Here is an 11737-nt window from a genome sequence, read left to right as displayed (position 1 = left end):
AGATACGAATCGGTCGAGGGCTTCACCCGAACAGAAGAAGAGGTTGTTCCATAGTTCAGGAGCGAGGGAAGTATAAAGCACAGCGGAAGCGAAGCAAAGGGAAGCGAAAAGTTGAACCTGAGCGAAGCAGAAGCGTGTCTGGTGACAATGGCGGAGGGGAAACACCCGTACCCATCCCGAACACGGACGTGAAGACCTCCAGCGCCGAGGATACTTGGAGGGAGACCTCCTGGGAAAGTAGGACGTTGCCAGGCGAGAGAGAAGAGAAGGGCCCTGAGGGGAACGCTGAGAAGCGGGACCTTGGGGCTCTTTTTGTGTTGGGGGTGGGGGATTCGGGCTGGGAAGGCACTTGGCTGGCCTGATGGCAGCTGGCGGGATGTCTTAATAAGACATATCAACTGAAAAGCCGCCGGATAAGGTTGAAAAAATACCCTATTCGGCACCTTGGGCTGCGATTTGCGGTGATTTTGCGGGCATAAGGTAAAATTCATGCGCTAAGTGGCCCGAATCTGCTGTAATGTCACAAATAAGGTAGAAAACGTGCACTATGCTGCCGGGTCGGGGGCGAGGGCTCCGGTTTGAGACCCGGACAGTCTCCGAAGCCAATGTGCGGCTCCCTGTCACCCACTTGAATGTCCTAATAAGACATATCAACTGAAAAGCCGCGGGATAAGGTCGAAAAAATACCCTATTCGCCGGCCCAGGCCGCGATTTCCGGTGATTTTGCGGGCATAAGGTAGAATTCATGCGCTAAATGCCGCGAATCCGCTGCAATGTCACAAATAAGGCAGAAATCGTGCGCTATCCGACCGGCCAGGGGCCAGGCCTAGTCTCTCGTGCACTAAGCTGCCAGGTCTCCGACCCCATCCAGGCCCCCGGCTGCCGCCCCATCACCCTAAGCAGCCACATCTGCAGCAAAACCCGCAGTCTTTGAGGAATTGTTTTGCGACGTGGTCGATTCCAAGTATAATAACGTTATGCGCCTGTACCGACAAAAGGTCTGAATTTCGAAAGAACGTATTCGTATGGGCAAAATGGAAAGGAATGTATTGGTTGCGCGTTGAGGATTTTGATTATGAACTCCCCGAGCGTTTGATTGCGCAAACGCCGCTATCTTCGCGAGATGAATCGCGTCTCCTCGTGGTAGATCCGGTTACGCACGACATTCAGCATACACATTTTCGGGAGATCACGTCTTTCCTGCGCGAGGGAGACGTCCTTGTCTTGAATGACTCCAGAGTGATTCCCGCCCGGATGTACGGTGAAAAGGTGGACACGGGTGGTCGGGTCGAGATTTTGCTGTTGCGGCCGAGTGAACGTGAGCAGTCTTGGATTGCTTTGACGAGACCGGCAAAGCGACTGCGCTTGGGCACGAAAATTCGCGTCGGCAACGATGACGACCACGTGATGGTCGAAGTGGTTGGCGTCGAGGGCGAAGGCTTGCGAGAAGTACGATTTTGGTCGGATGAACCGGTCGTGGATATCGCGAATCGTCTGGGTGAGATGCCATTGCCTCCATATATTCATGCTTCGTTGGAGGACAAGGACAGATATCAAACGGTGTACGCAAAGCATGTTGGTTCGGTCGCTGCGCCTACGGCGGGGCTGCATTTTACGGAGGAACTGCTGAAGCGCGTGCGCGAAATGGGTGTCGAAGTGCACACGGTGACCCTGCATGTGGGTATCGGAACATTTCGCTCTGTGCAGGTTGAAGAAGTGGAAGCGCATGAGATGCACAGCGAGTGGTATGAGGTCAGCGAGGCGACTGCCGAGGCGATAAACCGGGCAAAATCGGAAGGTAGGCGGATTATTTCCGTTGGGACGACGTCGCTGCGCACACTTGAGAGCGCGGGTGCAACGGGACGGCTGATTCCAGGTGCGCAGGAGACCGACATTTTCATCTATCCGGGTTACAAGTTCCGGATGGTGGATGCGCTGATTACGAATTTTCACCTGCCCAAGTCGACGTTGTTCATGCTTGTGAGCGCTTGGATGGGGACGGATTATGCGAAGGAAGTCTATGGTGTGGCCATTAAGGAAGAGTATCGCTTCTTTAGCTTTGGTGACGCTATGTTTTTGACAAGGAGGGCACCTGTTGACGGTACCAGTCAGGTATGAGTTGATTCAGCGATGCAAGGACACATCGGCTCGGCGTGGACGGGTGTACACGCCGCATGGTGTGATCGAAACACCGGTGTTTATGCCCGTTGGCACGCAGGCGACGGTGAAGACAATGGCTCCGTGGGAACTCGAAGAGTTGGGAGCCAAAATCATTTTGTCGAATACATACCACTTGCACTTGCGCCCAGGTGAGGAGCTTGTGAAGCAAGGCGGCGGGTTACATGGGTTTATGAATTGGTCGGGCGCGGTCTTGACGGACAGCGGCGGGTTTCAGGTGTTCAGTTTGTCTGAGCTGCGCAAAATTACGGATGAGGGTGTGGCTTTTCGGTCGCATATCGATGGAAGTCCTCGCTTTTTCTCGCCGGAGTCGGTGATGGGGATTGAAAACGCGCTGGGTGCAGACATCATTATGCAACTGGATGAGTGCCCGCCGTATCCTGCGTCGCGCGAGTATTTGCGCACGTCACTCGACAGGACGTTGGCCTGGGCAAAACGCTGTGTTGCGGCGCACGCTCGGCCGGACGAGCAGGCGTTGTTTGGGATTGTTCAGGGTGGCGAGCACCTCGACTTGCGGCGGGAGGCGGCGGAGGCATTGGTCGATCTCGACTTGCCCGGATACGCCATTGGCGGCCTGAGTGTAGGTGAGCCGAAGCCGTTGATGTACGAGATTCTCGCGTACACGACGCCGTTCTTGCCAGCGGATAAGCCGCGGTACTTGATGGGCGTCGGTTCTCCGGACGACCTGTTTGAGGGCGTTGAGCGAGGCATTGACATGTTTGACTGTGTATTGCCGACGCGGATTGCGCGCAACGGTACGATTTTTACGTCAAAAGGTAAACTTGTGTTGAAGAATGCGAGATTCAAGGATGACTTTTCGCCGATTGACGAGGATTGCAACTGTCGCGTCTGCAAGACGTTTACGAGAGCTTATATCCGGCATTTGCTGAAGGCCGAAGAAGTACTCGGCATTCGTTTGACCACTTACCACAATGTTCATTTCTTGCTGGACTTGATGGAGAAAATGAGAAAGTCTATCGAGGAGAACAGGTTTTTGGCATTCAAACGAGAATTTTACGATTCGTATGGTTATACTGAACATCGAGAGGATGTGTTTTAAGGATGCACGGAAATAGCTTAATCTTTCTCGTCATTTTGGTGATTGTCTTTTACTTTCTGATGATTTTGCCGCAACGGCGCAATCAGAAGAAAAAGGCGCAAATGATGAGAGAACTCGCTCCGGGTACAAAAATTATGACGGCATCGGGAATCTATGCCGAAGTGGCAGAGGTTCATGGTGATATTCTCGTCGCGCGAGTGGCGGAAGGCGTCGAGATAGAAATGGATACGCGTGCGGTGGTTCGCGTGGTCAGCGAGGCACCTGCGGCGGAAGCCGAGGATGCAGTTGAGGACGAGGCAGTGGAGGAACATCCGCTGGGCCCACCGGATGAATACGTTGATGAGGCCGATGAGCGTGAAGGCGAGCTATCCGATGATGTCGATGAAGATGAGGAAGTGGAACATGGCGAGGAACACCGCCATGCGGATAGTGACAAGCGACATTCATGAGTGTGAAATGCATGTGAAATGATACGGGCGGGAGGGAAACCTCCCGCCTTAGTCGTCCCCTGTCGTCGCCATCGCAATCATGCCACCGAATGCGCCAATGGCGGCCATTAAAAAGACGCGAAATAGTCCACTAGGGTCAATCGTAAAAGTGTTGTAGACAAACAGGCCAATCGCAATCATTAAAAGTGCATACAGCAAACCTGTTAGGCTGCCGTATAGCCAGCCGCGTGACTGGGCGGATCGACTGGCTGCAAGGGAGCCGAAAAAGACCGCGATGCAGTGGATAATATATGCGGCAGCGGTAATCCCCCGAGGCTGTAGATCTCCCAACTGAGCGATGAGAAAGACAATGACAATACCGATTGCGGCGAGCATCAGGGCCCAGAAGCAACCGTAGAGCACTGGGTACCGCCGAATGGCGCCAAGCCGTCCAGACGATTTTGTATCGTACATCGGATGAGTCACCCCTTGTACATGTTTACTAATCTCTATTCCCTACTTCTGCGTTTTATGAGATTGTGATAAAATGTTCTAAAACTTCAACCGAGTGCACGCGCTCCTCGCTTCTTGGATATTGGCCCTGCTGCCAACTGCGTGTCCTAGGAAGGCGGTACATGGGTGGAAAAGGTCGTTCTGCGCAGACAGTCGGCGATGAGTGTACTGTTTGGAACACTTGGTTTGATTGTTGCCGTGCTATATATCCCACAACTATTGGACACCAATTGGTTTGTGCTCCTCATGTTGGTCATTTTGGCGACCACGTTGGAAATGTTACCGATTCCCATGCGGCAGAGTTTAACCACACTCGTCCCCGTGGTGCCGATGGCCGCGATGGTCGTCAGTGGACCAGCGCTTGCGATGTGGACGCTCATTATCGCTGCGTTTGCTACACCCCTGGTGATGCGGGATTGGAATTTTATCACGGCTTATTTTAATGCCGGTCAATATACGCTGAGTGTGTTCTTTATGGCGCTGACGTTTCGGCTGTTCCAGGGTCATGTGGGTCGTGATAAGCTCACGACGATGGTGCTGCTCGGCGTTATCGTGTCATCCCTCGTTTTTTTGGTAGTTAACCACTTGTTTATCAATCTGTTGAACGCGGCGAGAGGAACGCTTGAGTTTTCTTCAGCTGTCTATGTGCTATTTGCAGACCTATTAAATATTGCGATTTGCTTGCCGTTTGCTTTTCTGATGATTGGCGCGTCGGAGGCCAACTCCATCATGGGACCGGTCATGATTTTACCGATCGTGATTCTGGCCTATATTTTGCGCGTGCATCGGTTGACGCGAGACTTGCAGATTGTTCATCAGGCCACCACGCGGTTGACGACGGAGTTTGACAGGCGGGCCATTGCCGAAGAGGCCGCGCGGCTTGCGCAAAAGTTGACGTTGGCGGATATCGTTGTCATCTTTGTACTGGATGAGACGGGAAGAACGTTAGTGCGAGAGGTCGTGTATCCAGAGGACCAAGCATTGGCGTATGAGATCGAGACGATTCCAGAATCGATGGGCGGCGTGGTTTGGCGGACAATACGCTCGGGAGAGTTTATTTATGTGCCGGATACGCGTAAGGACAAACGTGTGCGGTGGTTTTCGAACGAAGTTTTGAAAGATGAGGTTCCTAGTTTATTGAGTATGGCGGTCTTTCCAATGCAGGCACACATGACTGCGCAAGGCGCGATTGTCTGTTATGCAGAGCGTTCGTATGCGTTTACATACCATACGCAGTACGTGTCGGCGTTGGCGAGTCAGGTGTCCGTCCTGTTTGAAAACGCTCGCCTCTACGAGGAATTACACGAGCGCACACGGAGAGATTCGGCGACGGGTTTATACAACTATCGATATTTTTACGAAGAGCTGTCTACGCGGGTGAGTGCGTCGGTGGCACAAGGCGTACCGGTATCCGTGATGATTGTGGATATTGACTTCTTTAAGAAATTCAACGATACCTACGGCCACTTGGCAGGAGATGCAGTATTGCGGGAAGTTGGCCGGCTATTGCAAAAATTCAGTGGGGAAGACGCATTTGTGGCGCGTTATGGCGGTGAGGAGTTTGCGCTTTTGTTTCCGCTGGGGCGCACAGAGACGTACGAGGTCGCCGAGCGGATACGTGAAGCCGTGCGTCAGATATCGGTGGAGTTTCACGGGTATCGACTGCAAGGGATTACGGTGAGTATCGGGATCGCAAGTTGTCCAGAGGATAGTGACACGGATAGGGATCTGCTGTTGAAGGCGGACAGCGCGATGTACTGGGGCGCAAAACAGCGGGGCCGCAACCGCACCGCAGTGTATACACCCGAGTTTGACGCGCAACTGTTCGTCGATAACCTCACTGGACTCTACACTTTCCACATGGTCAATATCCGGGTGCGTGAAGAAGTGCTTCGCGGCGTCACGCGGTGGTCGGCAATTTGTATTGATTTGGCGCAGTTTGGCCATGTCAACAGCGCGTTTGGCTTTGAGGTGGGCGACCAGGTTTTGCGACAGACCGGGATGATTATTCGCGAGTGTTTACGTCACGACGAACTCGCATGCCGGTATGGCGGAGACGAGATGTTGATTTTGTTGCCTGAGGTGAGTGAAGCGGAGGCGGAAATGATAGAAGAGCGCGTGGTGAGCGCGATTAGTTCCTACCGTTTTCAAGTGGGCGACAGCGTGGTGCTGAACGTGCGGGTAAAGGCCAAACGCCATGTGTTAGAGGACGTGGAGGGCGGTGCCGATTTGTTTAACCGCGTGGCCAATTTGTTTTCAGAATTGCAGGACGTCGCCGGGCAATCTATGGCCTAGACGGCAAAAGTGTACTTGCATGGAATGTCCCCCCTCCGGGTCATAATACTTCGGTGGGAGGGGATAACGTGCCACATATACCAGATTGGCAGTTTCCAATTCGCGTCCTCGTTTTGTATTTGGTCGTCATGATTTCACTTCGGATTATGGGTAAACGGGAAATTGGGCAGTTATCCGTGTTTGACTTCGTCGTGTCCGTGATGATTGCGGAACTGTCGACCCTGCCCATGGAGGATACCGAAGTTCCGCTGTACAAATCGTTTATCGCGATTGGGTCATTGGTGCTCTTTCAAATCGTGGTTGCTTTCATTCAAATTAAAAGCCATCGGTTTCGGCACTTTGTCGACGGCGAACCATCCGTGTTGATTGAGCATGGTCAGGTGAAAGATCGTGAAATGAGACGCATGCGCTACTCGGTTCACGACTTGTTGACCCAACTTCGCGAAAAAGGCGTCTCGAATATCGCTGATGTGGAATTCGCCATTTTGGAGACGTCTGGTCAACTCAGCGTGTTTCCGAAAGCGGACGTGCGCCCCTTGACCGCCCGAGATGTCGGACAACCCGTTCAATCGGAATCTATCCCTTTGCCGTTGGTCATCGATGGCGTCCTGGTTCCGAAGACGCTTGGTATCCTTGGCCGCGACAAAGAGTGGCTAAAGTCGGAATTAAAGCGCCGCGGATACGCGATGTCGGACGTGTTTTACGCTTCGATTGACACGCAAGGTCAAATTTGGATTGACGAGCGCGACGCCAAGGACAAAAAACAGCGAGATAAACCATCAGACAAACATTAGATGGCAAATGGCATCCACGAGACGAGGCGCGCGAGTAGTGGACCAATTCTCGGCACTCGTCGGATGTTGCGCGTGGTGAGCACGCGAAGTGCGCACAACAGCCCAAAGTAGAGAATGAACCCGCCGACGATGGCCAGCATCATGGAGCCAAACGACAGGGGATTTTGTCTCCATGTGATAACTTGCATATAGAGAAACATCCCACAGGAGGCCAGCGCGACGCGTGTCAACGCCTGCAGTCGGATGGTAAACCCGACGTAACGGACGACGAACCAGAGGTTGAGGATGCAGGAAACGGTGAACGACGCCACGGTTGCCATGCTTACGCCAAGGATTCCAATGGTCGGTTTGGCGGCGAGGACGTAGATGAGCACGAGCTTGAGGACGCCGCCGATAATGGAATTGACCATGGCTATTCCGGCTTTGTTCAAGCCTTGCAGAATGCCGGTTAGTGGCGCCTGCAGGCAGAGTAAGAACATAAAGGGGGCCATCACGGCCAGAATGGGCCCGATGGAGTCCTCCTTGTAAATATAGTGTGTGAGTGGTCCCGAGAACATCGTCAGCACCACTGCCGTTGGAAAGGCGACCATCGCTGTCGCAGTGAAGCTCTGAGAGAGTCGGATGCGAACGCGATAGCGCTCGGATGCCGCCATGGCTTCCGACACGGAAGGGACCAAATTTGTGGCCAAAGATCCGGTGAACACCGTCGGAAACACGAGTAACGGGATGGCCATGCCGCTATATTGGCCGTACAGCGTGGTGGCGGTCGCCGTAGCGAATCCGGCCGCCTGAAGTGCACGCATGACGAGAATCGGTTCAGCTGCGAACAAGAGTGACCAAATCAACTTGCTGAAGGTTACAGGTAGTGCGATTTCCCCCATCGCGTGGAGGGTCTGCCGGACTGATTCCTGGCTTCGTGTCGCACCTTCCGGTAATACGTCGTCCAAACGCCCCCTGCGGCGCTGGGCAACGATGAGGAACAGTAAGCCACACAATTCCCCAAGTACCATGCCCATCATGGCCGCCGCCGCCGCATACGCCAGCGAGAACTGCACGAAATAGGCCGCTAAGATCCAGATACTGATGATGCGGACGGTTTGTTCGAGAATCTGCCCCCAAGCGGTTGGCGACATGTCCTGCAGACCTTGAAAATACCCCCGGTACAGACTGGAAACGGCGATGATGCTGACGACGGGGATCATCACGAGATACGTCGGGAATGCGCGCGGGTCTGAGAGCCAATGGTGTTGAACAAAACCGCGGCACGTGTACATAGCAATGGTCAAGATGATGGTCATCACGGACACAACGCCGACACTGACCGCCATGATGCGCTTGACGCGGGCTTTATCGTTTTGAGCCACCGCTTCTGCCACGAGTTTGGAGATGGCGAGCGGCAAACCTGCAGTGACCAGCGTGAGTACGAGGCCTAGGATGGGAAAGACAATCTGAAATAGACCCATTCCTTCTGCTCCGATAATCCGCGTGAGAAATACGCGGTAAACAAAGCCCATAATCCGCGTGATGAGACCTGATATCATGAGAATCAGTGCACCGTGGAGGAAGGACTGCCGATTCACACTGCAACGCTCCGATCTTTTGAAACTTTATCAGACTGTGAATTTGTGGTGAATAATGGCCGTTTTTCCTGGTTCAAAGATGACTGTAAGCCGCTATTGCGGTACGCTTGCCATACAGGCCTAGGCTGTCCTTAATCCATATGCGGACAATGTGTCGTCTAGTCCATGTAGCAGAGCGGCGCTGGAAAAGGAATGTGGACCATCTTTGTGGAAGATTTCAGCCTGGCTAGTAAGAAGGAGGCAACCATGTGAATCCGCAAGAAGCGCCTCATATTCGCCCGTATATCACTGAGTTGATGAGCCTCTGCGCCACGAAGGTTGAAGAGTTTCGACTCTTGGGTTATGAAGAGGTGAATTTGGACGATGTCTGGCGCTTTGTGTGCGCCAAACTGCCGAACGATGCGCCAATCCATCGGATTGTTGATTTCATTTTATCCATCCGCGTGATGGACTTTATGAACTATCAGACGATTGAGGCCTTTCGTGGCGAACTGTAGACAAGTGGCACACTTTTGCTGTATTGCTAACAAGCATGGTTTGACGTCGAATTTTGGCGTTGCGTATACTGGACATGTTATGCCATTATGCGTATTCGGAATGTTTGCCCCGTGAACCGATCGTAAGGAGGACAATCTATGAAATGGGGACGCTTTTTAGCGTTCTTGCTGATGGCCGCAGTCATTCTTGGTGGGACTGCCGGCTCAGTAACGAACCTATGGAAATCGATCCCGCTTGGGCTCGATTTACAAGGTGGCTTTGACCTGTTGTACAAAATAGAGCCGCTGCCCGGACAGCCAATCACCGAGAGCGGCAAACAGGCGCTCGTTCAGGCGGTGGAAAATCGCATCAACAGCATAGGTACGGAGTCGCCGATGATTGACCTGGAAGGACAAAACGAGTTGCGGGTGCAACTCGCAGGCACGTTTAACCAGGCGCACGCGAAGCAGGTGATTGGTACCACTGCGCAACTGCAGATTTATTCAAGTGCCAAGATAGACAAAAAAACCGGTAAAATCACCGGTCCGGCTGGAAAATTGCTCGCCACAGGCAGTGATTTAAAAAGCAATGCAACGTGGGTTCAAGACCCAAATACTGGACAGAACGAAGTCGCGATTTCGTTCAAAAATCCGACCCAGTGGGAGAACATCACCAAACAGTATTATCAGAAACCAATTTATGTGTTTTTGAATGGCCAGCTACTGACCGACCCAGTCATCAAGCAAAAGATGTACTCGGGCGACAGTGTCATTTCCGGGCCGAGCTTAAACACGGTACAAGCTTGTAACCAGTTGGCGAACTCCATCAATGCGGGCGCCCTTCCGTATAACTTGTCCTTAGTCAGCCAGCAGAGTGTAGGCCCGTCGCTCGGACAAGAGAGTTTAAAGGCTACATTGTGGGCAGGACTTGCCGCGATGGTGCTGATTTTCATCTTTATGATTGTGATGTATCGGATGGCGGGTCTCATCGCCGACTTGGCGTTGGTCGCTTATGGCTACGTGACGATTGCAGTGTTTGACGGCATGCACATCGTGCTCACGCTGTCGGGACTCGCGGCCTTGGTGCTTGGCGTCGGGATGGCGGTTGACGCGAATATCATCACATACGAGCGAATCAAGGATGAGATGCGCAACGGCCGCAGTTTGAAATCCGCTGTCAAAATTGGGAACAAAAACGCCTTGCGCACCATTTTGGATTCGAACGCGACGACGTTTATCGCCGGTGCGGTCATGTATGCGTTTGGCGAAGGGGACATCCGCGGTTTTGCCACCGCGTTGATGATTAGTATCATCGTCAGCTTGTTGACCGCCGTGCTCCTCAGTCGGGTGCTTTTGTTCACGTTTACCAATTCCAATGCGATTCGTCGTCCGTGGTGGTACGGCGTGGGGAAAGGAGTGCTGAAGAACGATGAAACCAAAGTTTGATATCATCCGTTTGAGCAAGTGGTTCTTACTCCTCTCCAGTGCCATTACGGTCGCCGGTATCGTCGTTTTCGCGATATTTGGGTTCAATTTGGGGACTGACTTTAAAGCGGGATCGCGTGTGCAGATCTCATTTTCGCAGCCAGTCAATCAGGAAAAAGTCGGGCAGATGTTTCAGTCTATCGGCGTCCCGATGAGGGATACATCGATTACGGTCGCAGGCACGCGGCAAAATGTTGCGGTCGTTCGCTTCCCGGAAGTGCTGACGAGTGCGCAGCAGAACAAATTAGATGGCGCGGAGAAGGCGTATTTCGGCAAGGATTTGCCAGACAGTGTACAGACTGTCGATCCGTTTGTGGCCACGCAAACGGCGCACAAGGCGGTGTACGCGGTGCTTATCGCAGCGGCGTTTATCGTCGTCTACATCGCCATTCGGTTTGAGTTCCGCTTCGCGATAGCTGGCATTATCGCCTTGCTGCACGACGTATTCATCGTGTTGGCGGCGTTTGCCCTTTTGCGGCGCGAGGTGGATTTGACGTTTATTGCGGCGGTCTTGACGATTGTCGGTTATTCGATTAACGATACGATTGTCATCTTCGACCGCATCCGTGAGAATTTGAAGATTGTCAAACCAAAAGATGTCGAGACGCTGAAGCAACTCGTCAATCGAAGTCTGTGGCAGACGATGTCGAGATCGATAAACACGGTCGTCACGGTCCTGATCGCCGCAGTCATTTTGTATTTCTTCGGCGGCGTGTCCATTCGCAACTTCACCTTTGCGTTGATTATCGGGTTGGTATCTGGTGCGTACAGTTCCATCTTTATTGCGAGCCCGCTGTGGGTTCTGATGCGCGGGCGCTCGCTGAAGCGGGGCAAACGCAAGGAAACGGCCAAAACGGAACTCGTGTAATTGTGTTGTGGAATGACAAGCGCTCCTTTTGGGGCGCTTTCTTTATCTTTGAGGCCAGAG

Annotated in this window: 10 protein-coding genes and 2 rRNA genes (1 of these 12 cut by a window edge); 10 read left to right on the top strand and 2 right to left on the bottom strand. The window is 52.8% G+C overall.

What is annotated here, in order from left to right:
• The 5 genes from K1I37_RS16090 to yajC form a co-directional block, all read left to right on the top strand.
• A 23S ribosomal RNA gene (locus K1I37_RS16090) occupies positions 1 to 29 on the top strand (it extends 2915 nt beyond the left edge of the window).
• A gap of 108 nt (positions 30 to 137) precedes the next feature.
• A 5S ribosomal RNA gene (rrf, locus tag K1I37_RS16085) occupies positions 138 to 254 on the top strand.
• A gap of 790 nt (positions 255 to 1044) precedes the next feature.
• Positions 1045 to 2118, top strand: coding sequence for a tRNA preQ1(34) S-adenosylmethionine ribosyltransferase-isomerase QueA (queA, locus tag K1I37_RS16080; RefSeq protein WP_407653167.1), 1074 nt, complete (start codon positions 1045 to 1047; stop codon positions 2116 to 2118).
• Positions 2096 to 3238: a tRNA guanosine(34) transglycosylase Tgt gene (gene tgt / locus K1I37_RS16075; RefSeq protein ID WP_021295044.1), complete on the top strand. Its 1143-nt coding sequence runs from the start codon at positions 2096 to 2098 to the stop codon at positions 3236 to 3238. The genes queA and tgt overlap by 23 nt, the downstream gene beginning before the upstream one ends.
• 2 nt (positions 3239 to 3240) lie before the next feature.
• A complete protein-coding gene (gene yajC, locus K1I37_RS16070) occupies positions 3241 to 3687 on the top strand; it encodes a preprotein translocase subunit YajC (protein ID WP_021295045.1) in 447 nt (148 codons plus the stop codon).
• A 48-nt stretch (positions 3688 to 3735) separates the two neighbouring features.
• Here the strand turns inward: yajC and K1I37_RS16065 are convergent, their stop codons facing one another.
• A complete protein-coding gene (locus K1I37_RS16065; RefSeq protein WP_021295046.1) occupies positions 3736 to 4140 on the bottom strand; it encodes a TIGR04086 family membrane protein in 405 nt (134 codons plus the stop codon).
• Between the two features lie 165 nt (positions 4141 to 4305).
• Between K1I37_RS16065 and K1I37_RS16060 the strand changes: the two genes are divergently transcribed.
• Together K1I37_RS16060 and K1I37_RS16055 are read left to right on the top strand one after the other, a co-directional pair.
• Positions 4306 to 6474, top strand: a complete 2169-nt coding sequence (locus K1I37_RS16060; protein WP_021295047.1) for a sensor domain-containing diguanylate cyclase — start codon at positions 4306 to 4308, stop codon at positions 6472 to 6474.
• Between the two features lie 68 nt (positions 6475 to 6542).
• A complete protein-coding gene (locus K1I37_RS16055; RefSeq protein WP_021295048.1) occupies positions 6543 to 7268 on the top strand; it encodes a DUF421 domain-containing protein in 726 nt (241 codons plus the stop codon).
• Here the strand turns inward: K1I37_RS16055 and spoVB are convergent.
• Positions 7265 to 8848, bottom strand: coding sequence for a stage V sporulation protein B (gene spoVB, locus K1I37_RS16050; RefSeq protein ID WP_021295049.1), 1584 nt, complete (start codon positions 8846 to 8848; stop codon positions 7265 to 7267). The genes K1I37_RS16055 and spoVB overlap by 4 nt on opposite strands.
• Positions 8849 to 9096: 248 nt before the next feature.
• Here spoVB and K1I37_RS16045 point away from each other — a divergent pair, with 248 nt between their 5' ends.
• The 3 genes from K1I37_RS16045 (at position 9097) to secF (ending at position 11677) form a co-directional block, all read left to right on the top strand.
• Positions 9097 to 9345, top strand: coding sequence for a post-transcriptional regulator (locus tag K1I37_RS16045; protein ID WP_021295050.1), 249 nt, complete (start codon positions 9097 to 9099; stop codon positions 9343 to 9345).
• Between the two features lie 138 nt (positions 9346 to 9483).
• A complete protein-coding gene (secD, locus tag K1I37_RS16040) occupies positions 9484 to 10770 on the top strand; it encodes a protein translocase subunit SecD (RefSeq protein WP_021295051.1) in 1287 nt (428 codons plus the stop codon).
• Entirely contained in the window at positions 10754 to 11677 is a 924-nt protein-coding gene (secF, locus tag K1I37_RS16035) for a protein translocase subunit SecF (RefSeq protein ID WP_021295052.1), read from the top strand. Before secD ends, secF begins: the two co-directional genes overlap by 17 nt.
• The last annotated feature ends 60 nt before the right edge of the window (positions 11678 to 11737 follow it).

The organism is Alicyclobacillus acidoterrestris, assembly GCF_022674245.1.
GTDB classification, from domain to species: Bacteria; Bacillota; Bacilli; order Alicyclobacillales; family Alicyclobacillaceae; genus Alicyclobacillus; species Alicyclobacillus acidoterrestris.
The sequence above is the reverse complement of the archived record's forward strand: the minus strand, read 5'-3'. Positions and strand labels throughout refer to the sequence as shown.

Bases quoted from the DNA above. Each gene is read 5' to 3' on its own strand.
- yajC (WP_021295045.1), top strand. From the start codon at position 3,241: ATGCACGGAAATAGCTTAATCTTTCTCGTCATTTTGGTGATTGTCTTT.
- K1I37_RS16065 (WP_021295046.1), bottom strand. From the start codon at position 4,140: ATGTACGATACAAAATCGTCTGGACGGCTTGGCGCCATTCGGCGGTAC.
- secD (WP_021295051.1), top strand. From the start codon at position 9,484: ATGAAATGGGGACGCTTTTTAGCGTTCTTGCTGATGGCCGCAGTCATT.
- queA (WP_407653167.1), top strand. From the start codon at position 1,045: ATGTATTGGTTGCGCGTTGAGGATTTTGATTATGAACTCCCCGAGCGT.
- secF (WP_021295052.1), top strand. From the start codon at position 10,754: ATGAAACCAAAGTTTGATATCATCCGTTTGAGCAAGTGGTTCTTACTC.